Annotated in this window: 18 protein-coding genes and 1 pseudogene; 3 read left to right on the top strand and 16 right to left on the bottom strand. The window is 69.9% G+C overall.

Going from position 1 to position 16,323, the window contains the following annotated elements:
• Nucleotides 1-322: 322 nt before the first annotated feature.
• From VA596_RS47520 to VA596_RS47505, 4 genes are all read right to left on the bottom strand, one after another.
• Nucleotides 323-541, bottom strand: coding sequence for a hypothetical protein (locus VA596_RS47520; RefSeq protein WP_323337090.1), 219 nt, complete (start codon nucleotides 539-541; stop codon nucleotides 323-325).
• A gap of 72 nt (nucleotides 542-613) precedes the next feature.
• Nucleotides 614-1,810 (bottom strand): hypothetical protein, encoded by a 1,197-nt coding sequence (locus VA596_RS47515; protein WP_323337088.1) that lies wholly within the window; start codon nucleotides 1,808-1,810, stop codon nucleotides 614-616.
• 755 nt (nucleotides 1,811-2,565) lie between these two features.
• Nucleotides 2,566-3,396: a DUF6283 family protein gene (locus VA596_RS47510; protein ID WP_323337086.1), complete on the bottom strand. Its 831-nt coding sequence runs from the start codon at nucleotides 3,394-3,396 to the stop codon at nucleotides 2,566-2,568.
• A gap of 33 nt (nucleotides 3,397-3,429) precedes the next feature.
• Nucleotides 3,430-3,870 (bottom strand): DUF6283 family protein, encoded by a 441-nt coding sequence (locus VA596_RS47505; protein ID WP_323337085.1) that lies wholly within the window; start codon nucleotides 3,868-3,870, stop codon nucleotides 3,430-3,432.
• A 187-nt stretch (nucleotides 3,871-4,057) separates the two neighbouring features.
• Here VA596_RS47505 and VA596_RS47500 point away from each other — a divergent pair, with 187 nt between their 5' ends.
• Entirely contained in the window at nucleotides 4,058-4,675 is a 618-nt protein-coding gene (locus VA596_RS47500) for a hypothetical protein (protein ID WP_323337084.1), read from the top strand.
• Nucleotides 4,676-4,732: 57 nt separating this feature from the next.
• Here VA596_RS47500 and VA596_RS47495 read toward each other — a convergent pair whose 3' ends face one another.
• The 12 genes and pseudogenes from VA596_RS47495 to VA596_RS47440 all read right to left on the bottom strand — a co-directional run bounded on the left by VA596_RS47495 (nucleotide 4,733) and on the right by VA596_RS47440 (nucleotide 13,470).
• Complete coding sequence (locus VA596_RS47495) at nucleotides 4,733-5,191, bottom strand: hypothetical protein (protein ID WP_323337082.1); 459 nt, start codon at nucleotides 5,189-5,191, stop codon at nucleotides 4,733-4,735.
• Between the two features lie 416 nt (nucleotides 5,192-5,607).
• Nucleotides 5,608-5,962: pseudogene (locus VA596_RS47490) on the bottom strand (single-stranded DNA-binding protein); the annotation flags it as partial.
• Nucleotides 5,963-6,354: 392 nt separating this feature from the next.
• Nucleotides 6,355-7,398, bottom strand: coding sequence for a DUF4192 domain-containing protein (locus VA596_RS47485; RefSeq protein ID WP_323337078.1), 1,044 nt, complete (start codon nucleotides 7,396-7,398; stop codon nucleotides 6,355-6,357).
• 59 nt (nucleotides 7,399-7,457) lie between these two features.
• Nucleotides 7,458-7,895, bottom strand: a complete 438-nt coding sequence (locus VA596_RS47480) for a hypothetical protein (RefSeq protein ID WP_323337077.1) — start codon at nucleotides 7,893-7,895, stop codon at nucleotides 7,458-7,460.
• 3 nt (nucleotides 7,896-7,898) lie between these two features.
• Nucleotides 7,899-8,087, bottom strand: coding sequence for a hypothetical protein (locus tag VA596_RS47475; RefSeq protein ID WP_323337075.1), 189 nt, complete (start codon nucleotides 8,085-8,087; stop codon nucleotides 7,899-7,901).
• A 203-nt stretch (nucleotides 8,088-8,290) separates the two neighbouring features.
• Nucleotides 8,291-8,581: a hypothetical protein gene (locus VA596_RS47470; RefSeq protein WP_323337074.1), complete on the bottom strand. Its 291-nt coding sequence runs from the start codon at nucleotides 8,579-8,581 to the stop codon at nucleotides 8,291-8,293.
• 30 nt (nucleotides 8,582-8,611) lie between these two features.
• Nucleotides 8,612-9,094, bottom strand: a complete 483-nt coding sequence (locus VA596_RS47465) for a hypothetical protein (protein ID WP_323337072.1) — start codon at nucleotides 9,092-9,094, stop codon at nucleotides 8,612-8,614.
• 127 nt (nucleotides 9,095-9,221) lie between these two features.
• A complete protein-coding gene (locus VA596_RS47460) occupies nucleotides 9,222-10,025 on the bottom strand; it encodes a class II glutamine amidotransferase (RefSeq protein WP_323337070.1) in 804 nt (267 codons plus the stop codon).
• Nucleotides 10,019-11,314 carry a hypothetical protein gene (locus VA596_RS47455; RefSeq protein WP_323337069.1) on the bottom strand — a complete coding sequence of 432 codons (1,296 nt, stop codon included), beginning with the start codon at nucleotides 11,312-11,314 and terminating at the stop codon, nucleotides 10,019-10,021. Before VA596_RS47455 ends, VA596_RS47460 begins: the two co-directional genes overlap by 7 nt.
• A 548-nt stretch (nucleotides 11,315-11,862) precedes the next feature.
• Nucleotides 11,863-12,051: a hypothetical protein gene (locus VA596_RS47450; protein ID WP_323337067.1), complete on the bottom strand. Its 189-nt coding sequence runs from the start codon at nucleotides 12,049-12,051 to the stop codon at nucleotides 11,863-11,865.
• 58 nt (nucleotides 12,052-12,109) lie between these two features.
• Complete coding sequence (locus VA596_RS47445; RefSeq protein ID WP_323337065.1) at nucleotides 12,110-13,144, bottom strand: DUF4192 domain-containing protein; 1,035 nt, start codon at nucleotides 13,142-13,144, stop codon at nucleotides 12,110-12,112.
• Nucleotides 13,145-13,227: 83 nt separating this feature from the next.
• Nucleotides 13,228-13,470, bottom strand: coding sequence for a hypothetical protein (locus tag VA596_RS47440; protein WP_323337063.1), 243 nt, complete (start codon nucleotides 13,468-13,470; stop codon nucleotides 13,228-13,230).
• Nucleotides 13,471-13,719: 249 nt separating this feature from the next.
• On the opposite strand from VA596_RS47440, the gene VA596_RS47435 reads away from it, so the two are divergent.
• The gene (locus VA596_RS47435) at nucleotides 13,720-13,869 is read left to right on the top strand and encodes a hypothetical protein (RefSeq protein ID WP_323337062.1); all 150 of its coding nucleotides are present in this window, start codon (nucleotides 13,720-13,722) and stop codon (nucleotides 13,867-13,869) included.
• A gap of 131 nt (nucleotides 13,870-14,000) precedes the next feature.
• Entirely contained in the window at nucleotides 14,001-16,313 is a 2,313-nt protein-coding gene (locus VA596_RS47430; protein WP_323337060.1) for an oxygenase MpaB family protein, read from the top strand.
• Nucleotides 16,314-16,323: the final 10 nt, after the last annotated feature.

The following is a 16,323-nucleotide window of genomic DNA, read 5'->3' as shown; positions in this document are numbered from 1 at the left end:
GCGGGGGTAAGCAGGGGGGGAGGGGGGGGGGGGGGGGGGGGGGGGGGGGGTGGGGGGGGGGGGGGGGGGGGGGGGGGGGGGGGGGGGGGGGGGGGGGGGGGGGGGGGGGGGGGGGGGGGTGGGGGTGGGGGGGGGGGCGCGGTAGGGGGGTGGGGTTGGTGAGGCGGGCGGGTGGTGACCGAAATTGCAGTCGAGCGCTGGCGCCTGCACTAAGGCGCCCCGGGCGCCGTCTGCCGGCGCCGGGGCGGTCTTTGGGCTGTGCCGACACAGCAAAGCGGCCGCCGATCGCAAGATCGGCGGCCGCTCTCGTGCGGGACGGTCGTTAGGCCCAGGGGCCGTCGGTGAGGTAGCTCAGCTCACGGCGGGTGGCGGCCGCCAGGGTTTCGACCGTGAGGCTGCTCGGGGCAGGCAGCTTGCGGATATAGCCGACGAGTAGCTCGCGCAGGTCGGTGGTGACGGGGGCGGGCGCGTCGGTCGGGATCGTGTCGGCGGCGGCTATCTCACGGTCGATGTCGGCGAGAACGTCATCAAGGGTGCGCACGGTGGCGGCTCCTGGTCTTGAGGGGGTGGGGGCACCCGGTCCGGGTGCCCCCCCCGGCTGGCGAGTGGGTGATCAGGCGACGGCGGCGAGTTCGCGCGACGGCGCGAACGCGACCAGCGGCGGCATGGCCCGGTCCTGGCACATCTCGCACCGGTCATCCGTGCATCGCTGCTCGGTGGGGGTGCGTTCGAGGTTGCACGCCACGCACAACCCGCCGGGCGCGACCGGGAGCAACGCGAGCCGGTCATAGTCGTCGTCGGTCATCGGCTGGCCGGTCAGCTCGCTGAGGACGTCGCCGGTGTCGTCGATGTCGCCGTGTCGCTTTCGTTCTCCTTCGTAGGCGTCGACGCCGCTTTCGTTCTTGCGCACGATTCCGGCGGACGGGATCGCCTGCTCCACCTTGCGCCACTGCTCGTCGTAGTCGGGCTCCGCCGCGCTGTCGACGTAGCGGCGCGCGGCGCGCTGCTCGATTGGCTCGTGCTGGGCGGCGATCCGGTGGGCGGGCACGGTCGTGGTGTGCTCTCCGTCGGTCGGGCGCTCGGCGTTTTCGGCTTCCGTGCGGCAGGCATCGGAGCAGTACCGCATTTCGGGGAGCCCTGCGAGGTTGCCGTCACAGTTGGCGCACCGGTGGACGTCGGCGGCTTCGGCTTCGGCGGCCTGCTGCCGGGCGGCGGCGCGGGCGCGTGCGTGGTCGGCGCGGGCCTTGCTCGCGTACACGCACGTCATGACCAGGGTGCGCAGGTCGTCGGCGAGGCCGGGCCAGAGGGTGTGGGCGGTCTGGATGGCTTCGACGATGGCGGGGTGGTCGGCGCTGGGGTTCTTGAGCAGCGTCCCGCACACGGTGAATACGGCCTGGTGGGCGTGCTGGGTCTGGGCGTTGAGCCACCGCAGGCCGTTGAGTGCGTCGGCGCGGCGCGGCGGCGTCTCGCGCAGCATCACCGTCACGTCGTTGACCTCGGTCACGGCGACGGCCCGGCGGGTGTCGCTGGACCAGACGCACTGGTTGAACAGCTCGCGCTCGGCGTTGCCGTAGCTGTCCCATTCGGCGTGGACGTTGCGCACGGCGGCGAGGACGTCACCGCTGATCGCGGCGTCGGTGTTGAGCAGGGTCGCGCACGCGGTGAGGATCGCGGGCGGGTTCGCGCCGCTGCGGGTGAACACCCGCTTGAGTTCCTGCAGCGCGGGACGGATGCGCGGCGGCTGCGCCTGCAGTGCCTGTACGACGCGGTCGATGCTCTGGCGGTGCTTGGGGTGAATGGTCGAAACCATGATATCCAACTTTCCTGTATCGGATTTGTGAAGGTTTTCGGGTTTGCCGTCCCGATCGCCCTGCGACTTCGATATTACCGGCTTTTTGTCGTGTATTCCACTCGAAATGATGTTTTCGGCCGCGTATTTCAGTCAATTCTAGAGTCGGATGATTTCTCTGGGACTGATTTGCTTCCGGGGCGTGTGCTTGCCGTGCACGTGGCGTGCTGGCTGTGTTTGCGCGGCTGCTGGTCGGTGCGGTAGAGGTGACCTTGTGCTGAGTGGGTGGTGGGTGGCCCCGAAGCAACCGGGGCAGGCCCCCGGCCTGCCCTTAATGCCTGGCCTAGGGAGCCAGAGGCTCCAAATTGAATGGAGGGGCCCCAAGATGTTTTTGACCACGCTTTTCGGTCAAAAAGATGTTGGGGAGGCGCCGTTCCATTTGGAGGGGGCGACCGATACAATTTCGGGGCCACCCACCACCCGCGGACGCAACGAAACACGGCAAGGTTCCCACTGTCGTGGTGGAGGAGGAGCGGGCACCTGACCAGCTGATACGGCGTGTCCTGCAGGTGCGCCCTGGGGCTCGTGGCCTGCGGGTATGCTGCTGGGAGCGCTCCGTGGGCTCGTATCGGCCTTGTGGCGGAGTGTCAGCGGGCCGCCGCGAGTTTTGCCGCTCGCCGCCTTGGTGGCGTGGCCTCTCGGGGCTACTGCGGCGGTGCCGCGCCTATCCGGACCTAGTCGGTCCAGGGAACTGCTCAGTTCCCGTGTGCTGTACGTCAGCGAATCGACGAGATGTTGAGCGGTTCGTGCACCCCGCTGGCCAGAACGCCGGCCGCGGCCAGGTGGTGGCGCAGCTCGTCAGCGTGGGCGGTGGTGTCGTCGCCGTTGTCGTTGCCGACTGCGTCGACGATGAACGCTCGGATGATGCTGGTGGTGGTGTCGCTGCCGCTGTAGCGCTCGTGGGCGGGTATGTCGAGCTGGCCGGTGGCGGCCAGGCGGCCGGCGAGCAGGTCGGCTTGGCTGGTCATGGGCTCGCCGAGGTCCATGCCCGCGCTGTCGACGATGAACTCGCGGATGACCTGTGCTGCGCGGCTGATGACAGTGTCTGTCGACATGGATGCGTCCTTGGCGGGGGTGGTGTCGCTGGGGCCGAGGTACGGGCGGCTGTCGCGGCAGGGGGTGAGGGCCGGGTCGTCGGGGGCGACGCCGTTGGCGATGGCCATCTCGCGGTAGTTGTCGTAAAGAGGCCGGTAGGTGGACACGGCGGTCGGGACGTCGGGCCCGTAGACGCGGACGGCGAGGTTGTGGGCTGAGCCGCGCAGGAGGAACCCGGCGCAGGTCTTGGGCTCGTCGCGGGGGCTGGCGTGGCAGCCGAACTTGTGGGTGGCGAGGTCGTAGGTGGTGTGGGCGGAGTGCTGGAACACCTCGGGCGGGAAAGCGCCGGTGGGGGAGTCGCGTAGCCAGGGGCAGCGTGTGCACGGTGTGGCCTGGTAGGCGCTACCAGGGGCCATGTAGGTGATGACCCCCCACCCGTCCGCGCCGGGGTTGACCGCAACGATCTCGGCGTCCGCGGCGGGCGTGGATGTCTCGTCGGTGGGGTCTGGCACGCTCGATGCTCCTCGCTGGTGAGGGGGTACAGGTTAGCGGTGGCCGACGCCCGGCTCAGCGGCCCCCGGTGGATCGGCCGGGGAAAGGCTGAGGGCGGGCGGATGCGCGATCAACTGCTGGCGGGTGCGCTCGGTGCGAAGGGCCTCGAGGCTGGGATGCAGGGGAGGCCAGTCGTCACTGGTGTCAACGGCGGCGGGTGGGAGCTTGTCGATCATCAGCGCCATCCGGATACCGAGGTGGTGGCGGCCGACGACGGCCAACCAGCCGGCGCACAGCCGCATTGGGTGCGCGGAGTCCGGTTGGTCGAGGTGGCATGACATCGCCGGCGCGTCGGTGGGGGCCTCGCAGCCGGGGGAGCCGTTCGCGTTGGCGAGCTTGGTCATGTCAGCGTCGCTGAAGGCGGTGAGGTCGGCGTCGCGTCGCCAGGGACACTGCGCGCAGGGATGGGTGCGGTGAGGCTCCGGCGTCATCATCACCTCGGTCCTTTCGTCGCGTCGTCGCGCTGTTCGCCCAGCTCGTTGTCCAACGGACATTGTCTCGCCGGGGAACACGGTATCTGTTCGTGGTCGATTCGTTCGTGTGCTTAATGCCGAGTCGTGAGTGGGGCCCAGGGTAGGGTCGGTGAGGTAACCGCAGCCCTCCCCAGCGGGGAGTTTCGGCATGGTTGAGAACAAGACGACTGGTTCGCGGCGGCGTCGCCGGTCGACGGCGGTGTTGGAGAGGCTGGAGGCGGCGCGGCAGCGCCGCGTCGAGCAGTTGGAGCGTGAGCGGGAGAACGAGCGTCGTGTGGACGCGGCGCTCGGGCCGTTCGCGGAGGCGGCGACGGCGATCGAGGGCGTAGAGCGCCGTCGGGAGGGCCGCGTGGCTGCGCTCGAGAGGCAGCTGGAGCGAAAGCTGGCTGAGCTGGACCGGCAGCGGGCGGCGAAGGTCGCGGAGGCCGAGCGGCTGGCAGAGCAGGTCCGCGCGGACGCGGAGATGGAGATCGCCGAGTGGCGTGCGGTGATGGCGACGTCGGTGGCGCAGATCCGCGCAGCTGATGTGGGCGCTGCCGAGACGGCGGCGTTGCTCGGGATCCCGGCGAAGATGGTGGCGGCCTTGTCGCGGCAAGCGACGGAGGTCGCCGGGGCCGCGCAGCACGCCGAAGGCGAGCCCGGGAAAGCTCCGGCCACGATGGTCGCTGCGGGCGATGATGAGTCGCGGGCGCCAGACGAGGTACTCGCGGACCCGATGGAGCGTGAGGGCCGGATGGGCGACAGTGGAGTGAGCGGCAGGCTGTGAACACACGACGGGCGACGGCACCGTGAGGTGTCGTCGCCCGTCGTCGTCGTCGCGAGTTCAACGCGATGCGGACTGCTGGGCCGTGTGCTGGCTGGCAAGGCGCCGCGCGTGGCGTGCGAGGGCGGCGCGCTTGCGGCGCTGGTAGTAGGTGATCATCGCGGCGATGCCGCAGCAGAACGCGATCCCGAACGCCCACTTGCTGGCGGTGCCACCGTTCTCGGCGCCGGGGAAGTTCCCGAGGAACAGGTAGCCGGGCAGGGTGACGGCGCCGAGGATGGCACCGCGGCGGAAGCGGTGCGCGAGTTTCGGCTTGATGCGGTTGCGGCTGAGGTAGGCCACGACGCACCCGAGCAGCGCGCCGAACAGGAGCGCGCCGGGCAGGGCGAGCAGGCCGGCGGGGTCGGTGAACGGTGTGACGAGGAGTCCGATGTAGCCGAAGGGCTGGATGCCGAGGTAGAAGCCGGTGCCTCCGGCGAGGACGAGCCCGGGGATCGTGACGCCGTAACGAATGCTCATACTTCGAGCGTAAAGCGATTCTCCCACCCCAAAGGGTGATTTCCGGGCCAGGGCGCGCCATTGCTGCTCGCGCGCGCTGCGGCTGTTCGTCTTCGCGTTGGGTGTAGTGGTGGACGTGGTGTTGTGGGTGATGGGCATCGTGGCCTCCGGGGCGTCGTGGCGTGGCATGAGAAAGGCCGGGGCCAGCCGTGAGGCTGGCCCCGGCCTCCGGGGTGGTGTCCGGCCGGAGGGGAAGGTCCGGCCGGACACCGGTCTCATCAGAAGGGCGGCTCGTCGCTGAACCCGCCGCCCGCGGTCGCGCCGACCAGCTCCCGCTCGGCGTCCGCGGTCCACGGGTCACCGGCCGGGGTCGCGCCGGTGGACGTGCTGGTCACCGGACCCTGGTCGCTCTTCGCCGACCCGTTCTTCGCGTTCTTGGTGACCCTGCGCGGTGGCGTAGCGCAGGGACGGGCCGATCTCGTCGACGTCCAGCTCGATGACGGTGCGCTTCTCGCCTTCCTTGGTCTGGAACGAGCGCTGCTTGAGGCGGCCCTGCACGACGACGCGGGCACCGCGGGTCAGGGACTCGGCGACGTTCTCCGCGGCCTGCTTCCAGATGGTGCAGCGCATGAACAGCGCCTCGCCGTCCTCCCACTCGCCGGTCGCGCGGTTGAAGGTGCGCGGGGTGGAGGCGACGGTGAAGTTCGCGACCGCGTTTCCGGCCTGGGTGAAGCGCAGTTCGGGGTCGGCGGTGAGGTTGCCGATGATGGTGAGGGTGGTGTCGCCGGCCATGGTGGCCTCCCTGGTGCTCGTTGGGGTGTGGAACGCGGCGCAGCCTGAGCACGCGGCGGCCGGGGGTCGCCGTGAGGCGACGTCCCCGGCCCTGGCTCATCCGCCCGGCGTGAACCAGCCCGCGCGCAACCGGCATCGGAGCTCGGCAGGTGAGGGGGCTGGTTCACCCGGGCGGACGGGCCGGGCTTCGGGGACGCACTGCCCCCGGCCGGGGTGTGCTTACCTTCGGGCGATCCACGACCCGACGAGCCAGGGGAAGCCACTACCGGTGACACCCAGCCACCGTCGCGCCATCACCCACGACGATCCCGAGCACGTCCGGCGAGCGTTCGGTCCGCGGCCTACTGCCTCGCTGCAGGGCACGTCGACGGGCGGCGTGGCAGGGGTGGGCGTCATGCCTGGTCGACTGCGGGCTCGCTGAGCAGGGTGCGGCGAGCATCGGCGCTGGCGTTCTGGATCACGTGCCGGACCTCCGAGGGCGGAACAGCGTGGTCAAGCAGCATGGACAGCAAGGCCGTCATGGGGTGCTCGGGGTCGGCGTTCTCGAGCGCGATCCGCGCGCCGGTTCCGCTGCCACGCAGGTAGGCGTGCACGGCGATGACGGTGGCGAGCTGGCCCGCGATGGGGTCGCAGCTGTGGCGCCACAGGTGCAGGACCAGGTTCTCGGCGGCCAGGCGGGTCGCGTCGTCGGGAACAGCGAGCAGGGCGTCGCGGAACGACAACGTCGCGAATGTCGCGGCGAGATCGGCGATGGCGGCATCGTCGGCGGGCAGTTCACCGCGGGCGGCCGCGCCGATCGCAGCGTCGGCGCGAGCCAGACGACTGTGGGCGGCGAGATGCCAGCGTTCGTCGATGGCGGCAGATTCGACGGCGTCGGCAATGAGGGGTTGCAGACGTGCGCGGACGTTCTCGGGTGCGGGGGTGAACCGCGCGGCGAGGTCGTCCCGGCTGGCGGCGATGGTGTGTCCGGCGGCGACGGCCGCCGCCGCGGCCGCGGTGGTCGCGGGGTCGGGCAGGACACCGGTGCGGTCGGCGTCGAGGTAGGAGCGCCAGCGCACGCCCTCGGCGACGGCCGGTACGTGCACGACGTCGACGTCGGTGAATCCGTGTTCGGCCAGCTGCTCGACCACGGAGTCGACGTCGGTGCGCAGCGGCAGCGAGTGGGCGTCAGCGGCGTCTTGGTCGACGGTGTGGACGACGATGCCGATGACGCAGTGAACGGGCAGGTCGCCGCAATGCCGGTTGAAGTGTCGCGCGCAGTCCTCGGCGTGGCCGGTGAGGTGGGCGAGGTCGATTCGGGCGAGCGGGCCGGTGGTGACCGACCCATCGTCGTGGGTGAGTGCGGTGATCAGCACCAGGGACTCGTCGGGAACGAAGCCGAGCAGCGCCGGGAGGCTGGCGACGATGGCGGTGGTGCTGGCCAGAGTAAGAGACATGAACGTCCTTCCCGAGAAGAGGGAGCAAGGGGGCTGCCGGCGGGGACCGGGCTGGTGGATCAGCGGCCGAGTTCGGCGTGCAGCGTCTGGGCGGCGGTGTGGGCGATCCAGGGCGGCGACGGTCGTCGGACGTCGCGGCCGGAGGCCGGGATGAATCCGTTGACCGCGACGCTCCAGAAGTCCGGGCAGGGGTCGGTGTCGGTGCGTTCGCTGCGGTAGATGACGGTCACGTCCTGTCCGTCGCGGCGGCGGGCGCGGGCGGTGACCCGGATCGCGACCCGGGTCCGGTCGCGGTGCTGCACGGGCTCGTCGTAGAGCAGCGAGACCGGTGTCGCGGGCAGCTCCCGGCACAGCTCGACGAGGACACCGCGCGCAATGTTCCATGCGCCGAGGTCGTCGAGGCTGCCGCTGCGGGGGATGTTGCAGGCGACCAACTGGGGCAGCACGTAGGAGCGGCTCCAGTCGTCGTGGGGGAGCCACAGCTGGGTCTCGGGCATCGGTCAGGCCTCCACCGTGTTGTCGCGGTCGGCGAAGTAGGTCGGGCCCGCGCACATCGCGGGGTGGCCGCCTGGTTCGGCGGGATCGGCGGTGATGCGGAGGCCGCCGAGTTCGGTTTCGATCAGCCGGCACGCCAGCTCGTAGGCGGAATCGCTGTGTTCTTTGGCGTTGTGGACGGTGGATGCGGTCACGAGAACCTCCGTGTCGGGTGTGGATGACCGCGCCCGCCCAGCACACCCCGGGCCCCGGCGCTCGGCAGCTCGGCGCGGCCGGGCTGCATGAGGTCGGCGCCGGGTGCCGGGGTGTGCTCTCCTGGTCGCGATCGTCCGCGCCGAGCACCAGGTGCTCGGGCGGTCTCGCTGCTGCGGTCGAGGGCCGGGACTGGCGCAGGGCCCTACCGAGGTTGAGGTTTCGCGGCCGGCTGGCGCGTGGTGTGATCGCGGATGACGCGGATGTTGTGGTCGTGCAGGACTTCGGCGTGGCGGCCGTCGTCGGGCACGTACACGAACGCGGACGGATCGTCGATGTTCTTGGTGGTGAAGCAGAGCATGTAGTGGGGGCTGGCGGTCCGGGAGTCGCTGCAGATCTTCTTGGCGTCTTCGACGCTGACGCGCCAGAGCACCCGCTGGTGGGTCGGAGTGGTGTGTTTGCTGGCGATGAACACCAGCGCTTCGTCAGTTGGCACGGGATTGTCCTTTTCGGATTGGGCGGATCGTCAGGAGAGGGGCCGCGGCGGCGCGGTGACCGGGCGGACGCGCAGCGGCAGCGTGAGCAGGTAGCAGGCGGCGGGGTGGCCGTGGAGGGTGACGACGTCGTAGCGGGTCAGCCAGACCGCATGCCAAGGCTCGGCGGGGGCGCCGAGGCGCCGGTCGACGTCTGCGCCGTGGACGGCGTCGGCGTCGATCTTGTGGGCGCTGGCGCGGTAGTGGCTGCGGCGCCCGGCGACCATCGGGCAGGCCGTGCTCGTGTAGGCGGCGCACAGCGGATGCAGTCCAGGCTCGGTGCTGGCGCTGCGGGCCAGGTCGGACTCGCGCACGAGCAGGACCAGGCGGTCGCCGAGGGCGCGGCCGCAGACGCCGCAGAGCCGCCGGTGGATGGCCATGTGGGTCTTGGCGGCATCGACCGCGCCGATCAGATATCGGCCATCGGCGGTGCGGGGCGTCACCCAGGGGACGACGAGACCGCCGAGGACAGGCAAGTTGGCCAGGGCGGCGGGAATCGGTGGTGTCGTCTCTGCGGAGTCGGGGCAGGAGGGCATGGCGGTCCCTTCCCGCCGGGCGCGGCGGCATGCGTCGCGCCCGGCGAGTTGTCGAAGAGTGCGTGGATCAGGCGTTGAGGGCGAGGTCCTCGAGGACGCAGACGCAGTCGTCGATGACCTCGCCGCAGTGGAAGCAGGAGACTCCGGCGAGCAACCGGTAGCACCAGGAGGGGCAGGGCTGGTTGTCGGCAGCGCAGAAGGGACATGCGCCGCACGCGAGGCACAGTCCCGTGTCGACGTCGATGGCGTCGGTGACACCGCAGTAGTGGCAGCCGTCGTTCAGGCCCCACCACGCGGTCTGGCCGGGGTGGGATTCGAGGTAGTCGCGGTTGGAGTACCAGACCTGGTTGTCCCAGTGCCCGGCGTTCTCGTTGAACAGGTAGCCGTGGTCGGGGTAGCGCGGGTGGACGGTCAGGATGGCCAGCTTGTTGGACGCGCCGAGCCAGGACTCGATGCGTCGCCGGGTCGCCGGGCGGTCGATGGCCAGGAATCGTTTCATGGAGAGGATGTCGTCGGCGGCGATGCGGGTGTCGGACCGCGGATCACCGGTGAGCGGGTGGGCTTTCTTCGGCAGGATTCCGTTGTGGGCCAGGACGGTGCGGGGGTCACCGCCGATCGGGAACGGGTGGATGTTGTCGTCGGTGACCGGTCCGTGGGTGGCGTAGCGGCTGTGGAATAGCGCGGGCTTCTCGGGGTGCAGGCCGCGCAGGGCGGCGAACTCGTCGATGACGGCGGCGGCGTTCATGCCGCGGCCGGTGATGATGCGGTCACTGGCGACGATGGCGTAGCCGTGGCCGTCGGGGTTGTGCACCGCGCCGTTGGCTAGGGCGGTGGTGTCGGGCTGGATGCGCGCGGGAAGGTAGGTCAGCATGCACATGCGAGGTTCTCCAGTTCGGCGGTGAGCGGCGCGTACTGCGGGCGGGTCAGCAGCCACTGGGTGAAGGCGCTCCAGGTCCACCCGCCGGCCTGGGTGATGTCGGGGATGGTGAGGTCGCGGGTGTAGGCGACGGAGGCGTCGGCGAAGGCGAGGGCGGCCTGTACGTGCTGGATGTCGAGGCTGGAGGCGAAGACCCGCAGCTCCAGGGTGTGCTTGGGCTGCGGGTTGATCGCCGAGCTGCGGTCTCCGTAGTAGTTGCCCTTGCAGGCGTCCTTGATGTGGTTGCGTTCGGAGTCGCGGAACGCGGCGTAGCTGCTGCTGCGGCGGGCGAGGGTCTGGACGTCGTCGGCGTTGCGGTAGACGAACTTCATCCACCGGAACACGTGACAGGGCCCGGCGAAGGCGGCGCGGCTGATGTGGACGTGCAGCCCGAGGTCGTCGCCGCTGCAGCCGGCGAGATCGAGCGTCTCGAGCAGATGCCAGGGGAAGGAGTCCAGGGCCCAGCGGTAGGCCATGGGGTGGGTGACGAGCTCGAACCCGTGGTCGATGCTGCAGTCTTCTTTGAGGTAGCCGAGTCCGTTGAGAGTGTCGACGGTGTCGTTGATGCGGTCGGAGAGGTACCCGGGCGGGACGTTGACTTCCAGTTCGAAGCCGAGGTAGCGGGGGCCGATGCCGTGGAAGACCGGGTTCGGCTTGTACCCGTAGTCGTGCAGACCGTCGAGATCGTCGTCGGTGCGGTGGTCTTCGCAGTAGGTTCCGCCGTCGATCAGGGTGGTGCAGACACCGCACTCGGTGTAGTCGAGCTGGCTGGCGCAGTCGTCGCACAGGTCTCGGCCGGTCTCGGTGCTGCGAAGGGCGTCGTCGTAGTGGTCGCAGTGGTCGCACAGGTCGAAGCCGCCGAGGCAGTTCGGGCACAGCTGGCGGTCGTCGGTGGCGTAGAACGGTTCGTACAGTCGCAGCGGCACGAGGCTCGAACACCGGGTGCAGGTGAACGACTCGTCGGCCTCGTCGATGGCGTGAGTCCGGCACAGGTATCCGTCGCGGATGAGGATGTCGCACTGATCGCAGGTGTGGTAGCGCTCGGCGCGCTCGCAGTAGTCGCAGATCCGGCCGTCGTTGTCGGTGACTGAGGTGACGTCGGTGATCTGCCCGCATCCACTGCACCGGTGCCGTGCGCGCACGCAGTCGTCGCAGACGGCCAGGGTGGGGCTCAGGTGGAACGGCGTCGTGGTCGCGGTGCCGCAGTCGCCGCAGCGGAGGATGTCGTCGACAGGTGTGGTCATGGCGGGTGGCCTTTCGCTCTGTAGACGTGAAAAGGCGCCCCTCCCGGCGGGAAACCGGGAGGGGCGCATGGACGAGGGGAGGGCCGGTAGCGCGGTGTTGGGTGTTCGGCGCGCACCGCGCTACCGGTCCTCGGGGACGGTGTCCCGTTCCGAGTAGGGAAGCCCCGGCCGGGACACCGAGTGGAGAAGCATCAGCAGGCAGGTCCGCCTGACGCGGTTCGTCGCCTGTGGACGGTTGTCGTTGTTGCTGTGGTGGCCTCCCGAGCCTCGTCGGTGTGCGGGACGCGACGCGGTCGAGCGCCCGCGGGCCCGGGGCGTGAAGCCCGGCGGGCTCGTCCGGCCGGTGTGAGCCGGCAGTCGGCGACGCGAGTGTGGGCGCGATGCCGCGGCGCCGGTTCACCCGCGCCGGATGTGGCCGGGCGCGGGTTCAGGCGCCCCGGGACCGGGGGTGCTGTGCTCTCGATGGCCTGCACGGCCGATGGAGCCGGGGTCGCGCTCGCCCTGGGTGGAGTCTGATGTCCTTCCCTAAGCGGAAGAGCTCTCAGCAACTATTTCCGCCGGCGCAGACGGTCCGAGATCGATGTGAGCAGCGTCGGGAGGGAATACAGCAGGGTGATCGATCCGATCACGGCGACGAAGATTCCGACGATGGTGATCGTCAGTTCGAGGAACTGCAGCGGCGCTGCAGACGCGGTGGGCGCGGTGTTCGTGCACGTGGACTCGAGAGCGGACTGCATGCGACGGGCCTTTCGTTTCAGCGGGAGGTGGCGTCCATTCAGGAGCGTTGGATGTGGTTCAGACGTCGGGCGTGGACGTGGTCAGCTCGGTGCGCAATTCCTGGGAGATCTTGAAGAAGTCGGGGTCGACCGTGGCCGGGTCGATGCCGTTGCGGTGCATCGCGCGGATCAGCTGGCTGAGCTGGGTCGGCCGCGGGTCCTTGGCGAAGATCGCAGCGGCGGAGATGCCGTCGTGGCGCAGGTAGGCCGTCGTGGCGGCCAGGGCGGCCATGTCCGGTGCGTACCGTTCGGGGGCGTGACGCCACAGGTGCAGCCACAGAGCGTGTGCGGCCGCGGCCCGCTCGGCGGTGGCCTGGGTGAGGTGGATACCGCGGAGGCGGAGATTGGAGAGGGCAGCCAGGAGGTCGGCGATGACGTGCTCGTTGGTCGGCACGTGGCCGCCGGTGGCGGCGGTGACGGCATCGTCGAGCCGGTCCAGCCGCCGGCGCAGGTGCGGGCGGTCGTCGGCGAGTTCCTCTCGCTCGACCTCGTCGGCAATCGGGTCGGCGAGAGCGCCGATGCGGCCGCGGGTATCGGCGAGCGCGGGAAGGAACTGCTGCAGGAACTCTTTGCGGCTACGGTAGACACGGTTGCCCAGGGCGATGACGTGCGTGGTCATCGGTGAGGTGGCGGGGTCGGTCAGGGTGCCGGTGTGGCTCTTGACGTCGTAGCACGACCATGTGACACCGGGGGTGAAGCCGGGCAGGTGGAACAGTTCGATGTTGGTGAAGCCGCAGTCGTGCAGCGACTGGGTGAAGGTGGCCAGCTCCGTGCGGTAGGGCAGGTCGCCGGTGTCGGTGTTGTCGTGCACGACAACACCGATGAGGCGCATGACCGGCTTCTCGGACAGCGCTTGCTGCAGGTAGGCGACGACGTAGCGGGGGTGGCGGACCACGGTGTCGAGGTCGAAGCGGGTGATCGGGCCCATGCGGGCGGTGCCGTCACCGCGGGCGGTGGCCGCGACCAGGACGAGCGAGTCGTCGGGCACGTACCCGAGCGTGGCTGGGATCGCGGCGAGAAGATCGGCGTCGGTCAGGAACATGGCTGCAGGCATCGGAAACCTCACGAGGGATCGGTGGATTGGCGCGTGGTGGGCAGGGACGGCGGCGCGTGGGGAGGCGTTGAGCGGCTACCGGGCTAAGGCTTCGGCGGCGTCGGCCTGGTGCCGCCTTCCGCCCTTTCGGCGTCGCGCGCGGATTTCGCGCGCATGCGTTCGATGGCTGCTTCGCCCAGCTCGCCGAGGAATCCGATGAGCTTGAGCCCGAGCCGGCAGCCGAGGTAGGTGCCGGCGAAGGTGAGGCTGAGCTGGACGAGCTGTGCGAACGTGGTGGTGAAGAAGGCTGCCGGGGTGAAGCAGATGAGTTCGGTGTAGGCGTGCACGAGGGGTCGTTCCCTTCAGCGGGCTGGATGTCCGCGCCGGGCGCGGTTGACCTGCCGCTCCCGGAGCGCGCCGAGGCCCCGGGGTGCTCGGCATCCGCTGAACATTGCGGGTGGGCTGGGCCCGGGGCCTCGGCGTGCTTTCCTGACGGCGGGCCATCGCGCCGGCCGGCTATGGGCCCTTGCTTCCGTTACCTGATTCAGTGCCTGAGTGGCTCGGCGCAGGAACGCGGTGAGCTGCCGGTGAGTGCCTTGGATCACGGCGACGCCGGTGTTGTGGTCGCTCACGAGCAGGACGATCTGGCCGTTGGGGACAACGTCCGCGCCTACGTCGTCGCCGTGGTGGGCGACCTCGATCACCGAGTTCCACGAGACAAGGAGACCGGTGGCGAACTCCTCTGATCGGTCAGGGTCGCTCAGCCTAGGCCGGCAACACGGAGGCCACCGGATGGCTGCAGACGATCATGGTGCCTTTCGCGTCCAGTGCGTGGTAAAGTCCGGTCCCGGGCCACATAGTTCTTTGGGGGACTCGAATGGGGCGCCACTACCGCTACATCGCACTCGTCGACTGGGACCGTCCGATCGGGAACCCGTTGCTGGTCCTGCGAATCCACGGCTCCCGCGAAGAAATGTACGTGCCCTCGTACGGCTGGGAGCGGGCCGATCCGCTGTGCCGCGACTGGTTCGTGAACGTCCCGATCACCGAAGTGCAGGCCCTCCGGCTGCTTCCGCAGCTGGCCCCGGCGGAGCCGCTCGAGGACCGCGATCCCTACCCGCAGGCCATGACCCGTGACGCGGCCGAGGGATTTGGAACGCAGTGGTTCTACTACGCGGTCGAGACGCCGGAGCACCCGCTCGAAGACCCGTCGACCATCGTGCGGTTGCACTACCCCAGCAAGTCCGAGTCGTGGTTCACCGAGAACCTTATGTGGGAAACGGGGAAGGCACCCGGCAGACGGGTGCGGATCACCGAGGAAGACCTCCACCGGCTGGAGCAGGTGCTAGTGCGCCGCCGGTTCGGCGGCGCGGACGTTCACCACTATGCGATCGTCAACCCCCTTCGCCCCGACGCCGGGCACCCGTCCGCGATCGCACGAGTGGGGCCGGACGGACACCAGCTCTACGTCGGAGCCGGCGAATGGGCGACGACCAACGTCGTTTCCGACGTCCGGCACCGGTTCTGTCACGGCACGCTGATCCCGCTCACGGAGCGGGAGGCCGCAGGCTTGGCTGAGCGGTGGCGGCCGCACCCGGACAGCTCGCGGATGCGGTACTACGCCTGGCTGCACCCCGGCGGAGAGCCGGCGGCGTTGAAGCGCGCATGGGAAGACGGCGGCGGTCTCTATGAGGAGACGTACGAAGACGGCGTGTGGGGTGCCCGCGGGACGAAGTGTGTCGTCAGCGATCTCGAGGGCCGCGTCGAGATCGATCGCGCGACCGCCGAGCGGCTGGGGAAGGTCAAGGACCAGCGGGAGAGCGGGCACCAGCCCGACGACGGGCGGTACAGCTACTTCGCGATCGCCGACAACGAGCGCGAAGACGTGTCGGCCGCGCACGGCCTGGTCCGCTCGTGGGAAGGCAACAGCGGTAGGACGTTCGAGGAGAAGCTCAACCCCCGGATCGACCGGTGGCGTTCGTGCCTGACCCTGTACGAGATCAGCACCGCGCGCGACGACTCCTACGCGATCCCGATCACCGAGGAGGTCGCGAACGGTCTGAGGCAGATCCTCCTGGACCAGTTCGCGGCCCGGTCCGCGGGGCGTGCGCCCGAGGTGCCTCGCCCGCTCGGGTCGTGGGTGGGCTCCGGAAAGGTGACGTCGGCGCGGGTCGATGTCCGGCTGCTCGACTCGCTGCGCCAGGTCGGTGACCCGGTGGCCGACGCCGCGGTCGCCGAGCTGTACGAGCTCGGCCAGGTGGACCGGGTGAACGAGCTGCTGGCCGGGTTCCTGCGCAACGGCGACAAGGTGCCGAAGGGGCTGCCGCGGTTGCTGCGCCGGTATTTCGCCGAGTCGGCCGAGCTGCCGGAGTGGGCGGACCACGAAGTGCTCGAGCGCGGACAGGAGCTGTGGGATCGCTTCACGCCGCACCTGGCGACAGTGCTGTGCGGCTACTCGCTTCCGATCCGTTACGGCTCGGCACCGAGATTGCGTCACACGCGCCGGGGCATGGAGTCCACGCGCTTGCTGCAGGACGTCCTGACGGGCGGTGGCCTGCTCGATCGGGACGGGCGGGGCCTGCGGACGGTGCAGAAGGTCCGGCTGTTGCACGCGGCGACGCGTCGGCAGCGGCGCTCCGGCGCGGAAGACTTGCCCGCGAACCAGGAGGACCTGGCCGCGACCGTAGGTACGTTGTCCGTTTCCCTGCTGGAGGGGATGACGTGGCTGTTCCTGCGCCCGTCGGAGCGTGACCGCGAAGACTTCTACCACATCTGGTCCGTGGTGGGCGATCTGATGGGCGTCGACTCCAGACTGCTGCCGTCGACCTACGACGACGGGGTCAAGTTGATGGACACGATCTGGCGGCGTGGGCGAGCGGAGTCCTTGGAGGGAAGGGAACTCACGGCGGCGTTGGAACGACGCTGCCGCGATGCGCTGCCCGGCGAACTGGCGGTCCTGGTCCCCGGGGTGATCCGCAGGCTTTGCGACCCCGGGCTGGTGGATCTGCTCGGGGTCGAGCCGCTCGACGCCGCCGCCTGGACCGCGCTCATCGACCCGGTCACGGCACTCGCAGGCCTCCCCGGAGGTTCGCCCTTCGACGACCGCGTGTTCACGCCCGCGTGGTCCGGAATCGTCGGGAAGGCGCTGCTCGACGCCGACCAGGCAGACTGGAACCTGCCCGATCTCTGAGGCGAGCCGG

The sequence above is a fragment of the Amycolatopsis heterodermiae genome, assembly GCF_034929455.1.
GTDB classification, from domain to species: domain Bacteria; phylum Actinomycetota; class Actinomycetes; order Mycobacteriales; family Pseudonocardiaceae; genus Amycolatopsis; species Amycolatopsis heterodermiae.
Note: the sequence above shows the minus strand (reverse complement) of the source record. Positions and strands in the feature narration are given on the sequence as shown.

Coding starts and splice junctions, on each gene's coding strand:
- VA596_RS47495 (WP_323337082.1), bottom strand. CDS start 5,191: ATGAGCATTCGTTACGGCGTCACGATCCCCGGGCTCGTCCTCGCCGGA.
- VA596_RS47505 (WP_323337085.1), bottom strand. CDS start 3,870: ATGATGACGCCGGAGCCTCACCGCACCCATCCCTGCGCGCAGTGTCCC.
- VA596_RS47500 (WP_323337084.1), top strand. CDS start 4,058: ATGGTTGAGAACAAGACGACTGGTTCGCGGCGGCGTCGCCGGTCGACG.
- VA596_RS47450 (WP_323337067.1), bottom strand. CDS start 12,051: ATGCAGTCCGCTCTCGAGTCCACGTGCACGAACACCGCGCCCACCGCG.
- VA596_RS47455 (WP_323337069.1), bottom strand. CDS start 11,314: ATGACCACACCTGTCGACGACATCCTCCGCTGCGGCGACTGCGGCACC.
- VA596_RS47485 (WP_323337078.1), bottom strand. CDS start 7,398: ATGTCTCTTACTCTGGCCAGCACCACCGCCATCGTCGCCAGCCTCCCG.
- VA596_RS47445 (WP_323337065.1), bottom strand. CDS start 13,144: ATGCCTGCAGCCATGTTCCTGACCGACGCCGATCTTCTCGCCGCGATC.
- VA596_RS47430 (WP_323337060.1), top strand. CDS start 14,001: ATGGGGCGCCACTACCGCTACATCGCACTCGTCGACTGGGACCGTCCG.
- VA596_RS47460 (WP_323337070.1), bottom strand. CDS start 10,025: ATGCTGACCTACCTTCCCGCGCGCATCCAGCCCGACACCACCGCCCTA.
- VA596_RS47480 (WP_323337077.1), bottom strand. CDS start 7,895: ATGCCCGAGACCCAGCTGTGGCTCCCCCACGACGACTGGAGCCGCTCC.
- VA596_RS47515 (WP_323337088.1), bottom strand. CDS start 1,810: ATGGTTTCGACCATTCACCCCAAGCACCGCCAGAGCATCGACCGCGTC.